This window comes from Ktedonobacter robiniae, from assembly GCF_016587375.1.
Classification (GTDB): domain Bacteria; phylum Chloroflexota; class Ktedonobacteria; order Ktedonobacterales; family Ktedonobacteraceae; genus Ktedonobacter; species Ktedonobacter robiniae.
The window spans coordinates 908,433-933,102 of sequence record NZ_BNJG01000002.1 but is presented as its reverse complement, the minus strand read 5'-3'; the positions used below and the strand labels follow the sequence as shown (position 1 = coordinate 933,102).

At 54.3% G+C, this 24,670-nt stretch carries 9 protein-coding genes; 5 read left to right on the top strand and 4 right to left on the bottom strand.

The features are described from left to right. The first annotated feature begins 1 nt into the window (after position 1). From JMJ04_RS24615 to JMJ04_RS24595, 5 genes are all read left to right on the top strand, one after another. Positions 2 to 2,674 (top strand): non-ribosomal peptide synthetase, encoded by a 2,673-nt coding sequence (locus JMJ04_RS24615; protein WP_201373068.1) that lies wholly within the window; start codon positions 2 to 4, stop codon positions 2,672 to 2,674. Next, positions 2,671 to 11,874, top strand: coding sequence for a non-ribosomal peptide synthetase (locus tag JMJ04_RS24610; RefSeq protein WP_201373067.1), 9,204 nt, complete (start codon positions 2,671 to 2,673; stop codon positions 11,872 to 11,874). The genes JMJ04_RS24615 and JMJ04_RS24610 overlap by 4 nt, the downstream gene beginning before the upstream one ends. Next, the gene (locus JMJ04_RS24605; RefSeq protein WP_201373066.1) at positions 11,871 to 15,131 is read left to right on the top strand and encodes a non-ribosomal peptide synthetase; all 3,261 of its coding nucleotides are present in this window, start codon (positions 11,871 to 11,873) and stop codon (positions 15,129 to 15,131) included. The genes JMJ04_RS24610 and JMJ04_RS24605 overlap by 4 nt, the downstream gene beginning before the upstream one ends. A gap of 61 nt (positions 15,132 to 15,192) precedes the next feature. Beyond that, the gene (locus JMJ04_RS24600) at positions 15,193 to 19,239 is read left to right on the top strand and encodes a non-ribosomal peptide synthetase (protein WP_201373065.1); all 4,047 of its coding nucleotides are present in this window, start codon (positions 15,193 to 15,195) and stop codon (positions 19,237 to 19,239) included. Position 19,240: 1 nt separating this feature from the next. After that, positions 19,241 to 20,581 (top strand): serine hydroxymethyltransferase, encoded by a 1,341-nt coding sequence (locus JMJ04_RS24595; protein ID WP_201373064.1) that lies wholly within the window; start codon positions 19,241 to 19,243, stop codon positions 20,579 to 20,581. 215 nt (positions 20,582 to 20,796) lie between these two features. On the opposite strand, the gene JMJ04_RS24590 is transcribed toward JMJ04_RS24595, so the two are convergent. The 4 genes from JMJ04_RS24590 to JMJ04_RS24575 form a co-directional block, all read right to left on the bottom strand. Next, positions 20,797 to 21,495, bottom strand: a complete 699-nt coding sequence (locus JMJ04_RS24590; protein ID WP_201373063.1) for an aminotransferase-like domain-containing protein — start codon at positions 21,493 to 21,495, stop codon at positions 20,797 to 20,799. A 40-nt stretch (positions 21,496 to 21,535) separates the two neighbouring features. After that, entirely contained in the window at positions 21,536 to 22,276 is a 741-nt protein-coding gene (locus JMJ04_RS24585; RefSeq protein ID WP_201373062.1) for an aminotransferase-like domain-containing protein, read from the bottom strand. A 692-nt stretch (positions 22,277 to 22,968) separates the two neighbouring features. Further along, positions 22,969 to 23,469, bottom strand: a complete 501-nt coding sequence (locus tag JMJ04_RS24580; RefSeq protein ID WP_201373061.1) for a discoidin domain-containing protein — start codon at positions 23,467 to 23,469, stop codon at positions 22,969 to 22,971. A gap of 308 nt (positions 23,470 to 23,777) precedes the next feature. After that, complete coding sequence (locus JMJ04_RS24575) at positions 23,778 to 24,521, bottom strand: response regulator transcription factor (protein WP_201373060.1); 744 nt, start codon at positions 24,519 to 24,521, stop codon at positions 23,778 to 23,780. Between the last annotated feature and the right edge of the window lie 149 nt (positions 24,522 to 24,670).

Genomic DNA, 24,670 nt, shown 5'->3' with positions numbered 1-24,670 from the left:
TATGGAGCCTAACGATATGAGCCAGGAGCAGGCGTTTTCCGAGCAGCAGGGTGAACTTTTAGCATTGTTGCTCGCGGAAGAAGGGTTCAACGTATCCGTCAGGCCTCCAATCACACGTGGCGCGTATAATGATGGATCGCCAATTCCTCTCGCCTACGAGCAAGAGCCGCTCTGGTTCTTGGCGCAGTTGGAGCCGAATAATCCTTTCTATAATGTGCCACTTGTGTTGCGGTTGGAAGGATCGTTGCAGGTCGATGCCCTGGAAGCTAGCCTGAATTTTCTTATAGCGCGCCATGAGAGCCTACGCACAAGCTTTCATGAGCAGGAGGGGCGTCCCTATCAGGTAGTTGAGCAAGATGTCAAACTCTCTTTGCCTCTTCTTGACCTATCAGCCCAGAATAGAGCGGAGCGAGAGGAGGCGTTGCGATTGGCGGTCCAGCAAGAGGCAGATACCACCTTTGACCTGGAAACTGCGCCGCTGGTACGTGCCCTGCTGCTACGCTGTCAGCTTGAGGAACACTATCTCCTTTTTACTGCTCATCACCTCGTCTTCGATGGTTGGTCGCTTGAAATCTTCTTTCGCGAACTGAAGGCACTCTACCAGGCAAGAGTAACAGGAATGAGCGTGCAATTGTCACCCTTGCCCATTCAGTATGCCGATTACGCTCGCTGGCAACGAGAATGGTTGCAAGGCGAGGCGCTAGCGGAAGAATTGGCCTTCTGGCAAAGGGAGGTAGCAGGAGCGCCCACCTCCCTCGATCTTCCAACCTCTTTACCGCGTACAGGCGTACCAGGCTTTCAGGGCGCTAGCCAGAAGTTTATGTTATCTGAGACTTTAACGGACCAGTTGAAAGCTTTCACACGCCAGGAAGGCTGCACGCTCTATATGGTGCTGCTGGCAGGGCTGGAAGTCGTGCTGAGTCGCTATAGTCGCCAGCAGGATTTCCTGCTAGGGATGCCAGTGCATACACGCAGGCAGGTTGAAGCCGAGGACCTCATCGGAATGCTGGTCAATACCCTGGTGGTGCGTGCGGATGTGCAAGGCGAGCCCAATGGACGCGAACTGGTGCAACGGGTGCGAGAACGCCTGTTGACGGCTCAGGGACATGCCGAGTTGCCATTGGAGAAGCTGGTTGAGGTGCTCAGGCCCGAGCGCGTGGGGAGCGCGACGCCACTGGTGCAGGTGGCCTTTGCCTGGGAAGAATTGCCCCCAGAAAGCCAGGAACTGGGACCGGGGCTGCGCTTACACGTTGAGCCATGGGCAAGTCACACGGCCAAGTTTGAGCTTACCGTCCTGGCCTGGGAGACGCCCAAAGGGATAGAGGGCCTGCTAGAATACAACACGGCCCTACACGACGCGGCAAGTATCATGCGGCTGTGCGAACACTGGCTCGCAGTCTTGCAGGGTCTTGTCGCGGACCCAGAGCAGTCGGTTATGCAACTAGGGATGCTCAGTGAGTCGGAGAGGGCGCTCCAGATAGTGGAGTGGAACCAGACCGCACAGGCGTTTCCACGAGAACGTTGTGTGCATACTTTTGTCGAAGAGCAGGCGCGGGTGCGTCCTGGCGACATAGCCGTCAGCGACGAGATGGGGGAACTGAGCTATGGAGAACTCAACGAGCGAGCAAACCGTCTGGCGCACTACCTGAGGGAGCAGGGGGTCGGTCCAGAGGTACGGGTAGGGGTCTGCCTCCCTCGCTCGATTGAACTGGTGGTGGCGCTGCTCGCCGTCTTAAAGGCGGGAGGGGCATATGTGCCCCTGGATCCGGGGTATCCGCGTGAACGGTTAGCGTACATGCTCAAGGATTCGGGTGCTTTCCTGGTGCTGAGCAGGAAAGATTTGCAAGCGGATCTGTCAGAAGCAGGAAGCCGCGTGCTTGCTCTGGATGCCTTGGATGCTGTTTTGTCACCCTATCCGGTAACGAATGTGGCAAGTGGGGTAGGAGCAACGAACCTGGCATATGTGATGTATACCTCAGGATCAACAGGCTTGCCCAAGGGTGTCCAGGTGACCCATCGCAATATCGTGGACCTGGTCTATGCTCCAACGTATGTGGCGCTGAGCGCGCAGGACCGGGTAGGGGGAGCATCGAGCGTGGCCTTTGATGCGCTGACCTTCGAGATCTGGGCGGCATTGACCCATGGCGCGAGACTGATGTGTCTGAGTCAGGAGGCGCTGTTGCAGCCCCAGGCGTTGGCGAGCACCTTGCGCCAGCAAGAGATCACTACGCTCTTTTTGACGACGGCCCTGGTCAATCAGATTGCCCAGCAGGAGCCGACAGCCTTTTCCTCATTGCAAACCCTCTTAGTCGGCGGTGAAGCGGTTGAGCCACGCTGGATACGAGCCATCCAACAGGTGGGAGCCCCTGGGCGGTTGCGGCACATATATGGTCCGACGGAATGTACGACCTATGCACTCTCCTTCCAGGTTGAGTTTGTAGCGGAAGAGGAGGCAACCATCCCAATTGGTCGTCCCATCGGCAATACACGAGCCTATGTGCTTGATGCATATCAGCAATTGGTGCCCATTGGGGTGATAGGGGAGCTCTACCTGGGTGGGGAGGGACTGGCCCGAGGATATCTCAACCAGCCAGTGTTGACCGCTGAGCGGTTTGTGCCCGATCCGTTCAGCGAGGAGGAAGGGGCGCGGTTGTACCGGACGGGGACCTGGTGAGAGCGCGAGCGGATGGAACGGTGGAGTTTGTTGGGCGAGAGGATGGGCAGGTCAAGCTGAGAGGCTATCGTATTGAGACGGGAGAGATTGAGAGCCAGTTGCTCAAGCATCCGGCAGTGCGTTCGGCAACAGTGATCCTGCGCGAGGATCGACCAGGGGAGAAGCGTCTCGTTGCTTACTTGCTGAGGCAGAGCGAGGAGACCCCAACGGCGGAAGCATTGCGAGCGTATACACGTGAGCGCTTACCGGAGTACATGGTGCCAGCGGCCTTTGTCTGGTTGGAGGCGTTGCCATTGACGCCCAATGGGAAGGTGGATAAACGGGCGTTGCCGCAGCCTCAATGGGGTGAGGTGGAGACGCTGAGTGAAGAGCAAATGCCTCGTACACAGGTGGAACAGCAGTTAGCGAGTATATGGCGCGAGGTACTCGTTGTTGAACAGGTGGGCCGGGAGGCAAACTTCTTCGAACTAGGAGGGCACTCGCTCCTGGCTACCCAGTTGATTTCGCGCGTGCGAAATCAGTTTCATATAGACTTACCGCTTCGAGCGCTTTTTGAGTCGTCGACGTTGATGGGCTTAGCCAGTCAGATCGAGGCAGTACGCCCTGTTGAAAGTGAGTTGCAGTTTCCATCGATATCCAGGGTTTCCCGGCAGCGTGATCTGCAGCCCTCCTTTGGGCAAGAGCGCTTCTGGTTCCTGAACCAATTAGAACCTGAGAATACAGCTTATAATATGCCCATGGCTTTTCGCCTGGATGGTCGCTTGCGACTGGACTGCATGCAACAGAGCCTTGATGAGATTATCAGGCGCCACGAGATCCTGCGAACGACATTTGTGGAGGTGCAGGGCACACCGGTACAGCGGATCAAGGCAGAGTTTTCTCTGGAGTTGCCGTTGCTCGACCTAACGGGTATTGAGGAGGAGGAATGGGAGGCAGAGATACAGCGAAGGCTGACCATTGAGGCCCGGCAACCCTTCGACCTTGAACGAGGACCGTTGCTGCGCGTATCACTGCTACGCCTGGACGCGCAAACGCATGTACTCTTCCTGACGATGCACCATATCATCTCCGATGGCTGGTCATTGAGTGTATTTATGAGGGAATTTGGTGAATTCTATAGCACCTTTGCAGAGGGGCGTCCTTCACCTCTGGCGGATCTAACTGTACAGTACGCCGATTACGCCTCCTGGCAGCGGGAACAGTTGCGAGGCGAGGGCTTGAAGAAGCAACTGCACTACTGGGAAGCGCAACTGGCGGATCGGCCACCTGTGCTCGATCTGCCTACGGACTACCCAAGACCAGCCACGCAGAATTTCCAGGGTGTGGGCCTGGAGCTGATGCTACCAGGTGAATTGACCAGCAAGCTCAAGGCGTTGAGCCAGAGAGAAGATGCCACGCTTTTCATGGTATTACTGGGTGCCTTCTCCATCCTCCTCGGGCGCTATAGTGGACAGGATGATCTCCTGGTTGGTGTCCCAATTGCTGGGCGCACACGCTCGGAGTTTGAGGAACTGATCGGGCTTTTCCTGAACACTCTGGTTTTGCGTGTACATCTGGAGAACAAACCAACCTTCATTGAGTTGCTGAGCAGGATACGCGAGGCGACGCTGGGAGCATACGCACACCAGGATCTTCCCTTCGAGTACCTGGTAGATGTGTTGCAGCCTGAGCGCAGCCTGAACCGCAATCCCCTCTTTGAAGTAATGCTGAATCTGGCGAATATGCCCCAGAATGCATTGAGGCTTCCAGATCTGGAAGTGCATAGTGTGGAACTGACCGAGCCAGAGGCCAAGTTACCCATAACGCTCTATATCGATGAACGAGAAGAGGGACTGCTATTACAACTTGTCTATCAACGCGCCCTATTTTCGGAAGCGCGTATGCGTCTCTTCTTGAGCCAGTTTCAGGTTTTGCTAGAGCAGATCACGGAGTCGCCAGAGAGGGTGATAGATTCATATTCGCTGATCACTCCCGATGTTCGCCACCTACTTCCTGATCCAACAGCAATGCTGCCAGTGCCGTATTGTGAGCCAGTTACGAACCTGATAAAAACCTGGGCCGATGATCCACGCGAGTTGAGCGCACTCCGGCAGGCGGGACGAGAATGGAGCTATCGTGAACTGATTGAGCGGGCAGAAGTTATCGCATGTACGCTGATCAAACGAGGCGTCAGGCGTGGGGATGCGGTTGCGATCCAGGGGACGCGGAGCTTTGGGCTTTACGCGACGCTGCTAGGGACCCTGATGAGTGGAGGCGTGCTCTTGACGCTGGATCGAACACTTCCTCTGCGTAGGCGAGAGGTGATGGTGCGGGAGGCACAAGCCAAATATCTGGTGCTTCTGGACATGAGCGAGGTGGAAGCGTTGGGAGAACTGAGCGCGCTGACCAGATTAGCGGTAGATGGACAAAGTGGGCGACCGGTGGGTGAGCCTGGCGAGGACCTGCAAGCGGTTAAACTACCAGAGATTATGCAGGATGACCCAGCCTATCTCTTCTTTACCTCGGGAACGACGGGCGTGCCAAAGGGGGTGCTGGGGCGGCATAAGAGCTTGAGCCACTTTCTGATGTGGCAGCGCACGACGTTCGATATCGGGCCGGGCGACCGTTGCGCGCAGATAACCTCTATCTCGTTTGATGTGGTGCTCAGAGACATTTTCACGCCCCTGGTGAGCGGAGCAACACTCTGTCTGCCGGAAGCGTATGCCGAATTGATGCCTGAGCGTATCATTCCCTGGTTAGCTCACGAGAGAATTACGATCCTGCATATTGTGCCAACGATGGCCCAAAGCTGGCTCAATGATGAGGCGGTCAAAGATAAGCTACCCGCTATGCGGCGCGTCTTTTTCGCCGGAGAGCCCCTGACGGGCCTCCTGGCCCGGCGCTGGCGCGAGGCCTTTGGTTGCGAGGGGATGCTTGTCAACCTCTATGGACCAGCTGAAACGACGCTTGCTAAGGCTTGGTACCAACTACCTGAGGAGGCCACTCCTGGTGTACAACCAGTGGGGAGGCCTCTGCCAGAGACGCAAATGCTTGTTATGGGGAGAGGCGGTCAACTCTGCGGTCCGGGCGAACTGGGCGAGATTGTCATTCGTACACCGTTCAGGAGTCTTGGGTATATCAATGCCTTAGAGGAGAGCGGTAAGCGCTTCGTGAAGAACCCTTTCCGCGACGACGAGCAAGACCTGCTTTATCATAGCGGCGACCGTGGGCGCTACACCCTTGATGGTACATTGGAGATTCTTGGTCGCCTGGATGAACAGGTGAAAATTCGTGGAGTCAGGGTTGAGCCACACGAAATTGAAGTAATTCTGCTCCAGCACCCGGCCATTCAGGCGACGGTTGTACGAGCGTATGCCAAGGATGATGGTGAGAAGCAGTTAGTGGCCTACATGGTTCCAGCAGCGGATGGGCAGATCAATCCGACGGAGACTGAACTGCGGCGCTTCTTGCGAACGACCTTGCCAGAGTATATGCTTCCCTCCGCTTTTGCCTGGTTGGCGGAGTTGCCGCTGACGCTAAATGGCAAGCTTGACTGGCGTGCGCTACCCGTACCCAGGCCTATCGAGGAGGCAAGTGAAAATTATAGCGCGCCACGAACGCCAATTGAAGAGTTGGTGGCAGGAATCTGGGCGCAGGTACTCCAACGAGAGGCCATTGAGATTGATGACAATTTCTTTGAAGTAGGTGGACATTCACTGCTTGCGGTACAGATCATCTCACGCTTGCGTGATGCCTGCCTGGTAGAAGTCCCGCTCCGTACCCTCTTTGAAGCACAGACGGTTGCGGCCCTGGCGGAGCGTATTGAGCATTTGAGAGCGCGTGCCCAGGTTCGACAAGAACCAATCAAGCGGGCTAAGCGGGAAGGGGAGTTTCCTCTCTCATTCCCTCAGCAACGGCTCTGGTTCCTCGATCAGTGGGAGCCGAACAACCCGTTCTTTAATATCTCGCGCCTGGTGATGATCCGGGGACCGCTGGATGTTCGTGTACTAGAACGAGGCTTGAATACCATCATCCAGCGGCATGAGTCGCTTCTTACCATCATTGTGGTGCACCAGGGGCGACCGGCACAGGTCATCTTGTCCGAGCTTTACCTGCTACTGTCAGAGGTGGATCTCAGCATGTTGCCTGTAGAAGAGCGCGAAGCGGAAATGCAGCGCCAGGCGCGCATGGAGGTTCAACGGACCTTTGATTTGAGCCAGGGGCCTTTGATTCGCGCTCGCCTATTCCGTTTGAGCGATGAAGAGCATGCGCTCTCACTGACAGTGCATCACATTGTCTCTGATGGCTGGTCGCTGAGTATTCTTTTACAGGAGCTCGGCGTGCTCTATGACGCTTTGACAGAAGGTGAGAATAGTACGCCGCTGGTGGATTTGCCGGTTCAGTATGTAGACTACACGCTCTGGCAGGAGGAGCGCTTGCACAGCCGCGCGCGTGATGAGCAAACTGGTGAATTGGGCGCGTCATTGATGGAACAACAGTTAGCCTACTGGCAGGAGCACCTGAAAGGCGCGCCCCCAATGCTAGCTCTTCCAACTGATCGCCCGCGCCCACCTTTGCAGACGTTTCGCGGCGCACAGCACCCATTCAGATTGCCATCGACGCTTGTGCAGGCGCTCAAGGCGCTGGCGCAAAGGGAGGGAGCGACCCTCTCGATGACGATGCTTGCCGCATTTCAGACACTCCTCTTCCGTTACACGGGGCAGGATGACATTGTCATTGGATCGACAAACGCCAATCGAACGCATGTGGAGATTGAGAACCTGATTGGCTGCTTCTTCGATATCCAGGCCCTAAGGACGCGTCTTAATGGTAACCCCACTTTCCGTGAACTCCTGGGGCGTGTACGCGAAGTTGCCCTGGGGGCATATACAAACCAGGACCTGCCATTTGGCAAGATCGTAGAAGCGCTACAACCTGAGCGCAGCTTGAGCCATCCTCCTTATTTCCAGGTTGCGTTCTCGCTCCAGCATATGCCCATGGTAACGCTGGAACTGGCCCGCCTGACACTGAATCTGCTAGAAATCGATACAGGTTCATCACGCCTGGATCTGATGATCTTCCTGTGGGAACAAGAGCAGGACATCTTTGGCACTATTGAATACAACACCGACCTCTTTGATGCAAGTACCATTACGCGTTTTATTTCACACTACCAGCGTTTGCTGGAAGGGATTGTAGAACAGCCTGAGCAGCGGATCGATGCGCTTCCCCTTCTGCATGATGCTACAGGGATGATTCAGCGCCTGGGACCCGTGGAGCGCCAGGTAGAGTTGCGTGGATACCGGATCAGGCTCGGTGAGATTGAGGCGGCGTTACTCTCCTATCCTGGTGTACAAGCATGTGTGGTGGTCGTGCGCGATGACCAGCCTGACGAGTCTCAGCTTATCGCTTATTTTGTGCCTACCCAGGATCAGCCCAGGCCTACGTATAGCGAGTTGCGCCAATACCTGGAGAAGCGCCTGCCTGATTATATGTTGCCTGCTCGATTGGTTCAGGTGAATGCCTTCCAGGTAGATGTGACCGGGAATATCGACCTTCAGGCCTTGCCGCGCCCAGAGGTAGAAGAGAGCAGTGTGATAGAACCTCTTGCACAGAATGAGCGTGGCGATATCGAGGCGAAGCTTATAGAGATCTGGACGGATTTGCTTGACCCCGAAGATGTTGCGCTTGGGGTCTTTGGCGATCCTGCGGAGGGGATAAGTATTGATGATGACTTCTTCGCGCTTGGAGGCCATTCATTGCTGGTAACCCAGGTCATGTCTCGGGTCCAGGAGACCTTCCATGTGCATCTACCCCTTGCTGTGTTCTTTGAAGCCTCAACCATTGCTGAACTGGCGGAGAGGATTGCGGCGGAGCGTGTACTTATCGGGCCGCGCCAGGTCCCCCCACTCCTACCGGTCGCGCGCACGCATCCATTGGCGCTCTCTTTTGCTCAGGAGAGGCTCTGGTTCCTTGAGCAGCTAGAAGCGGAGAGCGCGGCGTACGTTATCATGGGAGTCAGGCGCATAACTGGCAGGTTGAATATCGGGGTGCTTGAGCGTAGCCTGGATATACTTGTAGAGCGACATGAAGTGCTTCGCACGGCTATCCGTGTTGGAGAGGATGGGCATCCAACCCAGGTGATCATGCCAGCATATACCGTTGCCCTTCCAGTGAGCGACCTGAGCACTTTACCCGAGAGGGAGCACGATGTGGCTATACAGCGTATCGCAAATGAGGAGATGCGTACGCCTTTTGACCTTGAGCGAGATCCAATGCTACGAGCACGAGTGTTGCGCTTGAACTCAGAGAGCCATGTGCTGCTGCTGACTATTCACCATATCGCCTCGGATGGCTGGTCGCAGGGCATTCTCTACCGGGAACTCTCGACCATCTACACCGCGCTGTGTGCCAATCAGCAAGTTGTGCTCCCACCGTTGCCCATTCAATATGCCGATTATGCGGTCTGGCAGCGGAACTGGTTACGTGGAGAGACAATGGAGGAGGAGATCGCCTACTGGCGTGAGCAACTGGCGGGTGCGCCCGAACTACTCGACTTGCCAACCGATAGGACCCGGCCAGCGGTCCAGAGCTTTGCGGGAGCTATGTATAGCTTCCATTTGCCTGCTGAACTGGCGGATCGAGTACGGGCCTTAAGCCAGCGAGAGGATGCCACCCTGTTCATGACGCTTCTGGCAACCTTCCAGGTGCTGTTGCGTTATTACAGTGGTCAGGAGGACCTCGTTATCGGCACCCCCATTGCTAACAGGACGCGTATTGAGACCGAAGGTCTGATTGGTTTCTTTGTGAATACATTAGCGTTGCGCACCAACCTGGGAGGCGATCCCACCTTTAGAGAGCTTCTGAGTCGTGTGCGCGCGGTCTGCCTGGGGGCTTATACACACCAGGAACTCCCCTTTGAGAAACTTGTCGAGGCCCTACAGCCTGAACGCAGCCTGAGTTACAATCCCCTCTTCCAGGTCCTCTTCGCGCTACAGAATATGACCATCGATGCTCTGGAACTACCAGGGGCTGTGATTGAGATGCAACCGCTGGAGAGCTCCGTATCCAAGTTTGACCTGAGCCTCTATCTCTCTGAGGACCAGGATGGCTCATTGCAAGGCGCGATTGAGTACAGCACGGATCTCTTTGATCTAGAGAGCATAGCGCGCCTGGTCGAGCATTACCAGGGATTGCTTGAGGCGCTGGTCGCCAATCCTGAGCAGCGAATCAGTCAGGCCCAACCAGTGAGTCCTGACGAACGCGAACAGCTTATCCCATCCTGGAACAAGGCCGAAGTCACCTATCCCATAGCGTCGAGCCTTGTGCATAGATTTGAGGCGCAGGTGGCACGTACACCGGAAGCGACCGCGCTTATCTATGAAGCGCAGCGAGTCAATTATCGTGAACTGGATCGGCAAGCTAACCGGGTCGCACACGCATTACGCGAGCTACATGTTGGGCCGGAGATGCGGGTTGGCTTATGCCTGGAACCATCAATCGAGATGGTGATCGGTATCTTTGGCATTCTGAAAGCTGGAGGAGCATACGTACCCCTGGACCCCGACTATCCTGTTGAACGTTTGAGGCTAATGGTGGAGGATGCGCAGGTGTCGGTTGTGCTCACGCAGAAACATCTTCGTTCGCGCCTCCTCTCTCCCTCCATACGCTTCCTGTGCCTGGATAGCGACCAGGAACAGCTTATGCGTTTGCCAGAGGAGCCTCTGAATGTGCATATTCAGCCAGAGAATCTGGCATATGTGATATATACCTCGGGATCAACGGGAAGGCCAAAGGGTGTGTTGGCGACGCACCAGGCTACCCTCAACCGTTTACACTGGATGTGGCAGACCTATCCCTTTGTGGATGATGAGATCTGTTGCCAGAAAACATCATTAAGCTTTGTTGACGCCGTATGGGAGATCTTTGGTCCGCTGCTTCAGGGCGTCCCAATAGTGCTGATCCCAAGAGCACAATTGCAGGACCCACATGACCTCATAGAGACATTGGCAAGCCAGAACGTTACCCGCCTGGTCCTGGTGCCCTCTTTGCTTCAAAGCTTGCTTGACCTGGATACCCAGATAGGGGCGCATTTGCCAGGCCTCAAGCTCTGGAGTGTAAGTGGAGAAGCTTTATCACGGGAACTAGTACAGCGTTTTCAGGTAGCTTTACCAGGAGCTACGCTTCTAAACCTGTACGGTTCCTCTGAAGTGGCGGCTGATGCCACCTGCTATGAATTGCCTGCTGGTACACAACCAGCTACGAAGGTGTCGATTGGGCGCCCCATTGCCAATATGCGTGTCTACATCCTGGATGCGCAGTTGTCTCCCCTGCCTGTTGGCGTGCCGGGTGAAATCTATATAGGCGGGATTGGTCTTGCCAGGGGGTATCAGGGGCGTGCCGACCTGACGGCTGAACGCTTTGTTCCTGACCCCTTTAGTAAGGAGTCAGGCGAACGGCTCTACAGAACCGGAGATCGCGCGCGCGTGCTTTCGGATGGGATTCTTGAGTACCTGGGACGGATAGACCAGCAGGTCAAGATAAGAGGTATCCGCATTGAGATAGGTGAAATTGAGGCTATTCTCATGCGGGATGAGCGTCTGCGCCATGCCGCGCTACAGGTGGGGCAAGCCCCATCGGGCGAGAAGCGCCTCGTCGCCTACCTTGTCGCGTCCCAGGAACCCTCTCCATCGGCGCAGGACCTGCGGGCCAGGCTCCTGCAACACCTACCCGCTTATATGTTGCCCGCAGCCTTTGTTTTCCTTGATGCGTTGCCATTACTACCCAATGGCAAACTGGATCGACAGGCACTCCCAGCACCTCAACTTGAGCGCGTGGATCTTGAGGAAGGTGATCAGGAGCCGCGCACACCAACCGAAGAAGTGTTGGCGTCCATCTGGGCTGAAGTCTTGCACCTGGAACGTGTGGGCCGGCATGAAAACTTCTTCGAGCTGGGAGGAGACTCTATCCTTACTATCCAGATCGTGACCAGGGCCATGCGGGCAGGATTACGTTTGACCGCCAGAAATCTCTTCCAGTATCAGACCATCGCGGAACTCGCCAGGGCGATTGAGAGCGCCGAGAGCGTACCAGAACATGATGAGCCAGAAGTACAGGAGCACGAGCAACCCTTTCCCCTGGCGGACCTGGATGCAAAAGAGTTTAGCAAGCTTGCCAGCCTGCTTGGTAAAATGACCAGTACAGAGGAGCCACCGAGATGAGCTTTGACAACGTAGAGGATGTGTATGTCCTGTCGCCAATGCAACAAGGAATGCTCTTTCATACCTTGTATGATCCAAACACGGGAGCGTATATACTGCAATCCGGCTGGGAGTTCGAAGGAGGCTTGAACGTTGCCTTATTCAGGCAAGCCTGGCAGGAGGTTATCAATCGACATGCTATTCTACGTACGGGCTTTGTCTGGGAGGGATTGGAGAAACCACTTCAGGTGGTGATGCATAGTGTAAATATTCCCTGGCAGGAGCACGACTGGCGTGAATTGGCGTCTACTGAACAGCAGGAACGTTGGGAGCAGTTCCTTGAAGCTGATCAGACAAGCCCTTTCGCGCTTGACAAAGCACCCCTATTGAGGCTGACGCTCGTGTGCCTGGGCGAGAGAACATACCGATTCGTTTGGAGCTACCATCATATGCTCCTGGATGGCTGGAGTTCGCCGCTGGTGCTCAAAGATGTCTTCACCGCTTATGAAGCTCTGGTGGAGGGGCAGCAACCCAGGTGGGAGGAGTCCCGTCCCTATCGCGATTACATCGCCTGGTTACAGAAGCAGGACGTAACGCAGGCAGAAACGTTCTGGCGCCAAACGCTCAAAGGCTTTACTGAGCCTACAAGGCTGCGCGATCTATCAGTGGTAGAGCATAGATCTGGAGCGGATAAGGAAGGACGCGAGGGTCACTTTGAAGCGCAAACGCTGACGATCTCGCAGGAGACTACAAGCGCTTTACAGGCCTTTGCACGTACACACCAATTGACTCTGAATACGCTCGTACAGGGGGCCTGGGCGCTTCTACTCAGCTGGTATAGCGGAGAGCATGATCTCAGTTATGGAACGGTCGTTTCTGGACGTCCAGCTGCTCTGGCAGGGGTCGAATCTATGATTGGGTTATTTGTGAACACCCTGCCTGGGCGTGTACGGTTTTCTGCTAAAACGGACCTGCTCTCCTGGCTGAAGGAGTTACAGCGCCAGCAGGTCGATCTACGCCAATATGAGCACAGCCCATTAATGCAGGTTCAGGCGTGGAGCGAGGTTCCCCGTGGTCAACCCCTCTTCGAGAGCATTCTGGCCTTTGAGAACTATCCAGTTGTCGAAATGGAAAATGACGGCGCGGAGCGACTACGCATTACACCGCTGTCAGCCAATGCGCGTACGCATTATCCACTCGAACTTATTGTCGTGCCACGCCAGACGCTGACATTGCGTTTAAGCTACTCATGCGAACGTTTTGCTCCCGCCACGATCAAGCGCATGCTCAGTCATCTCCAGTACCTGCTGGAGGGTATACCAGCGCAGAGTGCAAAGTCACTTGGACAACTGTCGATGCTAAGTTCAGCAGAGCGTGAACAATGGTTGCGAGCCATTAACATACCTGACCAGCGAGCAGAAGTAGGCGGTATTGAGCGACAACGTCTATGTGTGCATCAACTCGTTGAAGCACAAGTGGAGCATCAGCCAGAGGCAAGAGCGGTGGTCTTTGGAGAAGCGTCTCTGACCTATGCGGAGCTCAATTATCGTGCCAATCAGCTCGCGCGCTACCTACAGCAGCAGGGCGTGGGGCCAGAGGTGTGCGTAGCTGTATACATGAAGCGCTCTCTTGAGCTTATTGTGAGCCTGCTGGCGATCTTGAAGGCCGGGGGCGGCTATGTTCCATTGGACCCCGCTTATCCGGGTGAGCGCATTGCCTATATCCTGAAAGATGTGCAGACCCCCCTGGTGCTGACCACGCAAGAGATGGTTGCAGGATTGTCGCAGCTCGAAGAAAGCTCCCTCCTGGTTGTCGATCTCGCGGGAGAACTGCTGAGTCACCAGGAGGGCACAAATCTTGCGAGTTCTGTGGTAGCGGCAAATGTTGCAAACGTTATGTATACCTCGGGATCGACTGGTAATCCCAAGGGAACCATTATCACGCATCGCAGTATTGTTAATTTGGCGTATCAGCCAACATATGTTCACATTAGTGAGCAAGATGTGTTGTTGCTCTTCTCTTCCATCGCCTTTGATGTAGCTACCTTCGAAATATGGGCAAGTCTTGTGAATGGTGCGCGGCTGGTGGTCGCGCCAGCGGACGTGTCTTCGCTGGACGAGTTGGTAGAGGTTATCCAGGGGCAAAAGGTTAGCGTTATGTGGCTAACAGCAGCTATCTTTCACCAGATGGTGGAGACCCATCTTGATGGCCTACGGGGAGTAAAACAGTTGATGGCTGGGGGTGAGGCGCTTTCAGTGCCCCATGTGCTCCAGGCGCGGGAAGAACTGGGTGGTTGCCAGATCATCAATGGGTATGGGCCGACCGAGAACACTGCCTTCTCATGTGCTTACGCTATACACGAAGATGATGCACTTGATCCATCCGTCCCAATTGGTAGACCTCTTGCCAACACACGTGCCTACGTCCTGGATGCGGCTATGCAACCGCTTCCTCCTGGCATTATTGGCGAACTTTATGTAGGTGGAGAAGGTGTCGCGCGCGGCTACCTTAAACAGCCAGCCTTGACGGCTGAACGCTTTGTCCCTGACCCATTCAGCGAGATTGCAGGTCAGCGACTTTATCGAACAGGCGATCTGGCATGTATGCGTGAGGATGGAACACTGCTCTTTGAAGGTCGCATAGATGGGCAAGTGAAGTTGCGCGGCTATCGAATTGAATGTGGAGAGATTGAGGCTAGCTTACTCAAGCATCCAGCGGTGCGTTCGGTGAAGGTGATCGTGCGTGAGGACCAGTCTGGCGAAAGGTTATTGATTGCCTACCTTGTCGCGAACCCTCTATCAGGTGAGCAGGCATCGAGCGAACTGCGCGCGCACCTGTTGCAATGGCTACCGGAGTATATGGTGCCAGGAGCCTATGTGTGGCTGGAACGTTTGCCTCTCACGCCAAATGGCAAACTGGACCAGCACGCACTGCCATTGCCAACCAGGCAGGGAGATGCCGCCTCCTATCTCGCACCTCGGACGCCAGTTGAAGAGCAGTTGGCGAGGCTATGGGCAGAGCTGTTTCACCTGGAGCGCGTGAGTATTACTGACAACTTCTTTGAGCTAGGGGGGCATTCCATTCTGGCAATCAGGCTCGTGGGGCAGGTTCAGGCTCTCTTCCAGGTTCAGATGCCATTGCGCACCCTCTTCGAGCAGCCAACAGTGATGGGATTGGCACTGGCAATCGTACAGATGCAACTGGAGCAGAGCGAAGATGATGAGCTTGAGAGGCTGCTTGCGGAGGTCGAGAATCTTGCACCCGAGACGAATAAATAGAAGATTATAAATGTACTCGACAGCGCAGTCGACTCAGAGAATATGAGCGAGGGAGTAAAGCGTGACAGATCTATCCAGGCGGCTTGCCAAACTTACACCGGAACAACGGGCGGTATTGGAGAACCGACTTCGCCAGAAGCAGTCTACCGCGCAGCCTGAAACACGTATCATGGCATGGAGAGGCGAGGTCGGAGCGCCTCCTCTCTCGTTTGAGCAGCAGCGGCTCTGGCTTACCGACCAGCTTGCGCCAGGTAATCCGGCGTATAATTCGCCCCTGGCGCTTCGCCTTCGTGGTGTGCTCGATAGGGCCGCTATTCAGCGTGCCCTCAAGGAGATCATGTGGCGCCATGAAGTATTACGGACCTCGTTTGGTGTGCAAGACGAACAACCTGTGCAGGTGGTTCATTCAGACGCCGATCTTCACCTGAGGAGCATAGATCTGTGCGCACTGCCTGAGAGCGAGCGAGAGGCAGTGGCATATAAACTTGCATGTGAAGAGGCGCAACGTCCATTTGACATCACACAAGGCCCAATATTTCGCGTATTGCTCATGACTATTGGTGAGGAAGAGCATATCCTGACCCTGGTTTTTCATCATATAGCCGTGGATGCCTGGTCCATCGTCATCTTCTTTCGCGAGCTAACCGCCCTCTATGATGCCTATCAGCAGCAAAAAGAGCTGCCATTGCCGCCGCTTACACTTCAGTATGCCGATTATGCGCTCTGGCAGCGCCAGACCCTGCAAGGCCCCAAACTTGATGGCCTGCTTACCTACTGGCGAGAGCACCTGGCCAATCTCCCAACCCTGCGCCTCCCAACTGATTATCCGCGCCTGGCAGGCCCTGCGTTTACTGGGGAGAAGCAGACTATCTTACTCTCGTCGACGCTCAAGCGGAAACTCCTGGCAATTAGCCAGCATAACCAGGCAACCCTTTTCATGACCTTATTGACCGCTTTTCAGATCCTACTCACGCGCTATAGTGGACAAGAAGAGATTGTCATTGGAACGTCTGTTGCTGGTCGCATGCGGAAGGAATTGGAAGACCTGATCGGCTTCTTTATCAATATGCTGATCTTGCGCACAGTATTGCCAGGATCGCTAAACTTCCACAAAGCCTTGCAACATGTGCGTGAAGAATGTTTGCAGGCGTATGCCCATCAAGACCTTCCTTTTGAGCGCCTGGTTCAGGAACTACATCCGGAGCGCGATTCGGCGGGCATGCTACTCTTCCAGGTCCTTTTTCAGAGCGTTGAGAGCCTGAGCGAGAGTGGAACCTTTCCTGGCCTGGTCGTGGAACCTTATGCTTTACAAACAGGAACCTCCAAGTTCGACCTGTTAGTAAGCATTCGCGAGCCTGGAAAGGAGATTAGCGTTGAACTGGAATATAACACCGCTCTCTTTAGGGCTGAGACCATAGAACGCCTGTTGGGGCACTATCTGAGCTTGTTGGAGGCTCTGATGGAGCATCCCGAGCAGCCTATTCAAGAGCTACCGGTTCTAACGAAGCGTGAGTGGCACACAATGATATCGGCCTGGAATCAGACCGAGACTCCCTTCTCAGATGATCTCTGCCTGCATCAGTTATTTGAACGACATGTTGCGCAACAGCCAGGAGCTCTCGCCCTGAGCTATGAAGAGCAGGAACTTACCTATGCTCAGCTCGATGTGCGCGCGAATCAACTGGCGCATTACCTGCGTCGTCTGGGTGTTGGTCCTGATGTTATCGTTGGCCTTTGTGTGGAGCGCTCAGTAGAGATGGTTGTAGGGATACTGGGCATTCTGAAAGCTGGAGGTGCTTACGCGCCACTTGATCCAAATTATCCAGAAGAGCGCCTGGCGTTTCTGCTCAAAGAGACCAGGGCTTCCGTCGTCTTGACACAACGAAGGTTATTGGCCAACTTGCCTGCGCAGGAGAGATATGTCATATGTCTAGACTCTGACTGGACAAGAATTGAGCAGGTGCAAGGTGATGCCCCACTATCAGATGTTGCTCCGACAAACCTGGCGTATGTCATCTCAACGTCTGGTTCGACGGGAAGACCGAAAGGTATTGCCATCCCACATAGAGGGGTCGTCAATAATATCACCGACCTGAACAGGCGTTTCCAGGTTGGGCCAGGTGATAGCGTGTTAGCGTTATCTTCACTGAGCTTTGACATGTGTGTCTACGACGTTCTAGGTATCCTTGCGGCGGGCGGGCGAATCGAACTTCCGTCAGCCTCTTTGAGCAAGGATCCCGCACACTGGGCGCAATTGCTGGTGCGCAAGCGTATTACGCTCTGGAACTCTGCGCCATCCCTACTGGACTTGCTGGTAACTCATTGTGAGCAGACGCAGACGGGACCGTTACACCTGCGCCTGGCGCTCCTGGGTGGCGATTGGGTGCCTGTCACGTTACCGGATCGACTCAAGATGCTGGCGCCTGGAATCGAATTTATTAGCCTGGGCGGTGCGACCGAAGCCTCGATCCACTCGATTATCTACCCGGTGGAGGCGACTGACCCCAACTGGAAGAGCATTCCATATGGGCGCCCCATGGCGAACCAGGAAGCGTATATCCTTGATGCGAACTTTCAGCCTGTCCCTGTCGGCATACCGGGTGAACTGCACCTGGGGGGGATAGGCCTGGCCCGTGGATATCTCAATCGACCGGATTTGACGGCGGAGAAGTTTGTGCCTCATCCCTTCGCTCGGGAGGCTGGAGAGCGGCTCTATAAAACAGGTGATCTTGCGCGCTATCGCGAAGATGGCGTAATAGAGCTACTGGGGCGCCTGGACTTCCTGGTAAAGATTCGTGGATTACGCATTGAGGCTGGCGAGATAGAAGCAACGTTAAAGCAGCATCCAGCCATACGCGAGGCGGTCGTACTCGCCCGAGATGATCGAGCCGGCGATAAGCAACTGGTCGCATATATTGTTGCACCTGAAGGTGAGCCAGAGCCAACGGAATTGCGCTCTCTTTTAAAGAGGAGCCTCCCCGAATATATGCAGCCCCAGGCGTATGTGTTTCTAGAGCGCTTGCCGCTCTCTCCTAATGGCAAGGTTGACCGTAAGGCATTACCGGAACCAGATCGGGCGCAACCACTGCGAAAAGATCTGGTCATGCCTCGCGATGAGCTTGAACGCCGTCTCGCGCGTACCTGGTCGGATATTCTGGGCATCGAGCAGATTGGGATTACCAACAACTTCTTTGAACTCGGAGGCGACTCCTTCAAGGCGATTCGGGCTGCCAGAGCATGTAGTGATACCTTGTCCTTGATTGACTTCTTTCGGAACGCAACCATTCAAGATCTCGCGGCCCATTTGCGCCAATCCCCGGAAAATACCACACGTTTGCTCTATGAACTCACAGGGCATGAGAGCTTACCTGAACTATCCTTCGTATGTGTGCCATATGGAGGAGGCAATGTCGTATCTTATCAAACGCTGGCGAATAACTTGCCTGAAATGTATCATCTCTACTCTGTGGCTCTGCCAGGACACGATTTTGTACGTCGCGAGGAGCCACTCATGCCCCTGGAAACGGTGGCACGTGTATGCGTGCAGGAGATTATGCAGACGGTGGAGAGCAAGCCCCTTGCCCTATATGGTCAGTGCGCGGGTGTGGCCTTAACAATTGAGATTGCGCGCCAGTTGGAAGCGCAAGGGAGAGCACTCACAGCAGTGTATCTAGGCGCGGCATTGCCCGATAGAGAGCCAATGCGTTCAATCGCGCTTGGAAAAGAGGTCTCAGATGAGGACCTCTTAGAATGGCTACAATACCTGGGAGGGCTTGAGGATATTTTTGCGCACGATGATCTCCAGCACATCCTCCGCGCTGTGCGTCACGATTTGCTGAATGCTGCCGAACATTATAGATATGCTTATGAGGTCCCACCTGTGAAGTTGAAAACTCCCATTATCTGTATCGTGGGTACCGAAGATGCCGCGACCAGGGATTACAAAGAAAGATACCGAGAATGGGAGTATTTCGGGGATCAGGTTCATCTACAAACAATCGACGGAGCCAGGCACTATTTCGTGAAGCACAATGCCAGCGAGTTAGCGAAGATTATTTGTCAAACCTCCACTCTTGAGGATGAGTCTCTGCGTAAGGATGGAGATTAGAATGCATAAGGATATGTTAGCGGACTTTCTTTTAAAGGGGACCAGTTTGCTCAAAGAGGAGGATCCCGAACTTGAGAGACTACTGGTTCAAGAGCACCAGCGTCAACTCAATACTCTGACACTTGTGGCTGCATCAAGTATTGCGCACCCATCAATCTTCGCCTGTTTAGGCTCTTCGATTGGCAATCTTACCACTGAGGGCTATCCAGCCAGGCGCTTTCATGGCGGATGCGAAGTTGCTGATGAGATAGAGCGGTTAGCCATTGAGAGAGCAAAAGTTGCCTTTGGTGCGTGCTATGCGAATGTACAGCCACATTCAGGGACCAGCGCGAATCAAATAGTGATTGGAAGCTTGCTCAAACCTGGCGAGAGGATCATGGGGTTGGGATTGAACTCTGGTGGGCATCTTTCGCATGGATCGCGCGCCTCGCTCACTGGTCAGTGGTTCGATGTTGTTGAGTACCATGTCAATGAGGAGAGCCTGCTTGATTATGATGAAGTGTGGCGTTTAGCCTGTCAGACGCGACCGAAATTGATTGTCGCGGGTGCGAGTGCGTATCCCCGCAGTATTGATTTCGCGCGTTTTCGGGCTATCGCGGATGAAGTTGGAGCCTACTTATTGGCGGACGTTTCGCATATAGCGGGTCTTGTGGTTGCTGGTGAGCACCAGAGCCCGATCAATGAGGCGCACTTTACAACGACCAGTACCTATAAACAGCTCTATGGTCCGCGTGGTGGTCTGATACTGATGGGAAGAGACTCTGAACAGTTGTCATCAGATGGACGAAGTACATTGGCTGAGAGGCTTCAGAAGGCCACCTTTCCGTTTTTTCAGGGCACTCCTAGCCTTAATGTTATTGCCGCCAAGGCGCGTGCCCTGGAAATGGTGGTATCGCCGAAATTCAAGCTACTGACATATCATGTGGTAGAGAACGCCAGGGCGTTGGCTGGCGAGTTGCAGGCTCGAGGATATGATGTGCTTACCGGTGGAACCGACAATCATATGGTCATCTTGAATATAGCGTCAAATGGGCTGACAGGTATCATTGCTGAGCGAGCTCTTGAAGAATGTGGCATTGTGGTAAATAAGAACCGCATTCCGGGCGACACGCGATCTGCACTGATAACAAGTGGTTTGCGCCTGGGAACGAACAGTGTTGCGATGCGAGGAATGGGTGTAAAAGAGATGAGGATGTGTGCCGAACTAGTTGATCGTGTCCTTTCATCGATCTCTGTGCGTAATGAAAGGCAATATATATTACCTGAAGATGTAAAATTGGAAGTCAGAGAAAAGGTGGAAGAGTTATGTTCGTCATTTGCCATACCAGGATATGAAGAATGAATACCAGGCAACTAAGTAGCGTTATTGTCAGGTACCCAGTAAAATAGCTCTTCCGTACTTTTCGTGTTCAGCAGCCATCACTCAGTCTCATGCTCCTGGCGGCCAGGCTCAAAGCTGATACTTCTCTGCTTGCATTCGATAAAGTTCTGCTTCCGAATGCGGTTGAAGCGATGTGCAGGCGGGCCGCGAGCGGTTCCCGTCTCTTGCCCCTCTTGCTATGTTATTCCCTTTACAACCCTGGCCAGGTGCTTGATCCCCTCGCGTATTTCCTGTTCATTGACTCCCGCATATCCTAAGAGCAGCCCGGCTCGCTCAGGCTTCTGTTCGCTACACGCTGAGAGAGGCAGAACATCTATTCCTTGCTGAGCAGCCAATTGAGAAAGCAGGTGATCATCAACGCCCTGTGGGAGCCAGCCAATGATATGCATTCCTGCCTCATGCGCCTCCAGTTTTATTGTTTCGCCAAGCTCCTGCTGCATCACCTCAATCAAAAGCTGCTGGCGCTGAGCATATAGCGCCCGCATCCGCCGGATATGGCGGAGAAAATGGCCTTCTGTGATAAAATCCGCCACAATGGCCTGCTCGAATGTGGGGGCGGAGCGCCCGCAAAGTGCACTGAGAGCAAGAAAGGGCTCCAGGATCTCAGGTGGTAACACCAGATAGCCCAGGCGTAGGGCCGGAAAGAGGCTTTTGCTAAATGATCCCATATAGATGACACGCCCATGCGTATCCAGACCTTGCAGAGAGGCCAGAGGACGCCCGCGATAGCGAAATTCGCTATCATAATCATCCTCTAGTATCCATGCTCTGGTGGTCCGCGCCCACTCAAGAAGCGCGAGGCACCGGGCCAGACTCATGGTGATTCCCATAGGATACTGATGTGATGGAGTCACATAGGCCAGGCGTGCCTGCATGCTCAGCTGTATGCCTTCCTGAAGGTTGAGCCCTTCGTGATCAAGTGGAACGGAAACGACCCTGGCCCCAGCTCCCAGGAGAATCTCGCGCGCGAGGATATCCAGGATCTTCTACCCACACGACATCCCCCTCATCGAGAAGAAGACGAGCGGTGAGGTCGATGGCCTGTTGCGCCCCCGAAACAATCAACACCTGTTCAGGCTGACAACATACTGCTCGCGAGGTAGTCAGATAGTGAGCAATAGCCTCGCGTAAAGGACGGTAGCCTGCTGGATCACCATAGGCAAACAGTTCCAATGAGGAGTGCTGAGAACGCCGTGCAATGAGCCTGCATACATCAGCAGGGAAGGCATCCAGTGCAGGCAAGCCTGGCTGGAAAGCCTTCATTGGCGGTGTGTAGGGCAGGGAATGTAACGGAACAGGCATCACCTGCTGGCTGCGCTGTGACACTTGAGGCATCCGCCCCGGGAGAGGTAGGGGTTGGGTTGACACTTGGAGCATCTCTTCAGGCAAGGTCGATAACACAAACGTTCCTGACCCTACACACGCTTCGAGATATCCTTCGGTAATCAGCTGCTCAAAGGCCGTCACGATCGTCGTACGCGACACTGCCAGTTCAGTCGCCAGCACATGTGTGGGCGGCAATTGTGTTCCTGCGCTCAATTGGCCACGCAGAATAGCCTGCCTGAGCGCATGGTAGAGTTGCAGGTAGAGCGGCTCTGCCCTCTGCGGATCAAGCGGCAGGAGATAAGGCCAAGCCACCAACGGTGGCTTGCTCATGTTTGGGCTTCCCTCCGTCTCTCATGAGGAATTGGTATGCCGATCATATCAGATATTGGCTCTGGTCACAACACCAATCGGCCTGTACACTCAGAAAAACTCCCGCCTATGCTGCTTGAGCAAAAAGAGAGCATGGAACGCGCGCAAAAATACTCATTTACCTGGAAAAGGCGGAGAAAATCGCGCGAGGGAGAAGGAGGAATAAATTCTCATGATGAGATGTGAACCTATCACTTTGAGGGGTCAAAAGGTGCTTCTGGAGCCACTTTGTCTTGCACATGCCCCAGCGTTATACGAGGCAATCAGGGAAGCCAATATACAATCGCAACGGGCTATTGAGCGTCTGGGAGCGGTGAAAGAGGGTACTATGCGTAATAACAGGATTATGCCTGATGGCTCCTATCGCCACTCAGTTTACTACAGTATTATTGAAAACGAATGGCAGCAGGTCAAAGCGGGACTTGAGGTAAAGATGCGCCGCGCTTGAGAACGTGAGAACCAACTGCTTAAAGAGATCTACCTTGAAGTGGGTAACGGCGGCTTGGGTCCAGGATATGGGTTGTTTCCGCCTCCTGATCCCTTTGTTTCCTGAACAGGAGGCAAACTAGCAGGATGCCTAATAGCAGGAGCAACGGCGAGGCTCGTTTTTGTGGAAACTTCACACCTGGATGTGAAGTTTCCACTGTGACTCCTTATTCCGCCCACACGCGAAATTCAGCAATCGCCATATCAAAATAGGGATTGGCCTCTGTCGTCAGTTTGACAACGCGAATGTATTGCGCAGAGACAGGGGTATCAAACGCGAGGGTCAGGGTCCCTCCTATAGGGAGGCTGTGGACGCTATCAACCCTTCCAAGTACGCGATAATGACTCATATTCTGCCTATCTTCAGAAGCCTGGATTTCGAAGTTGTAGCGGCTCAGCGGATAGTCGCGGTCACTGAGCGTAGTGAGGTCGAGTTCCCAGATCCGATGGAGACGACCAAGGTCCACTTGCCACCACGTCAGTTCATCTGCTGGTAACACATTGCGATTTTTGGGAGCCCAGGCATGTCCATCTCCTCCCTCACGGTGTCCATCAAGAGCGAACTCTGCTTTCCATGCTTCGCTCCACTCGGAGGAGGCGGTTGCGGTCTTCTTGAAAGCAACATTGGTGAGTTGCGTGCGTACGGGTCGCTGTAACGTAGTAGTCATGCGTTTTCCCTTTCTGGCTCGGCGGTCACGATGGATAACTAACGTACCACCGGTAAACTTTGATTGAAAAGCAAACAGTGTTGCTCATACACCACTGTTTTTTTAGTATAAATACAACCACAACTTTCCTCTCAACCTGGTCCCACCTCCACCCCCGAGCCAATTTGTCACTATCGCGCCAGGCACAGAGCAGGTGATTCTGAAAGCATTGGAGAAAGCGCTCGAACAGCGCTTCCCTGATGTGAGTACCTTGAAGAGGTTGAGCATCTGCAGAGGAAGATTAAGGGGAGAATTAAATAGCCCTGGCTCTATTCTACGAAGCGGTAGCCAACGCTCCAGACGGTGACAATTTTTTCTCCTACGCCGCCGAGTTTCTTGCGCAGGCGTGTGACGTGTGTATCGACGGTGCGATCAAAGCCATCGTAGTCGTATCCCCAGAGCTGTTGCAGCAGGAACTCGCGGCTAAAGGCGCGCCCAGGATGTGAAGCCAGTAAAATCAGCAGTTCGTATTCCTTGGGCGTGAGCATGATACCTTCGCCATGAAGTTTAGCAATGCGGGCATTAGGGTCGATCTCCAATGGTCCGCGTATGATAGGGGGTTGGCCTGGTGTGGGTGTTATCGCGGGTGATACTTGCGCCGCTGGGGGTTCTGTTCGGGCCTGCTGGAGGGTCTGGGCCAGGCGCTGATCCAGATCGACGCGGCGGAGCATGGCGCGCACCCGGGCCATAAGCTCACGCATACTGAAAGGCTTGCTAATATAATCGTCGGCTCCCACTTCCAGACCTAGAATCCGGTCGATCTCTTCATTGCGCGCGGTGAGCATAAGAATAGGCATGAGGTAGTTCAGGCGCACACGGCGACAAACGGAGAGGCCGTCCAGGCCGGGCAACATCCAGTCGAGGATGATAAGCTGTGGCTGGTGCTGCTCAACCAGGGTCAGCGCTTGCAGGCCGTCATTGGCCTGGTAGACAGTATGCCCCTCGGCGCTCAGTTCAGCACAAATCAGGTTACAAATAGCGACTTCATCCTCAACAACAAGCACACGAGCCATGTGACAACTTCTCCTTCGCAACAACATGGGAAAATAAGGACATGGGAATTGGTCCCAAGCCCATGCTTAGTGTACACGCTGCTTGTGGCTGGCGTCCAGGCCTTATTGCTGCGGTATTGTTTGTTATCGCTAATTTGTCATCGCCAGTT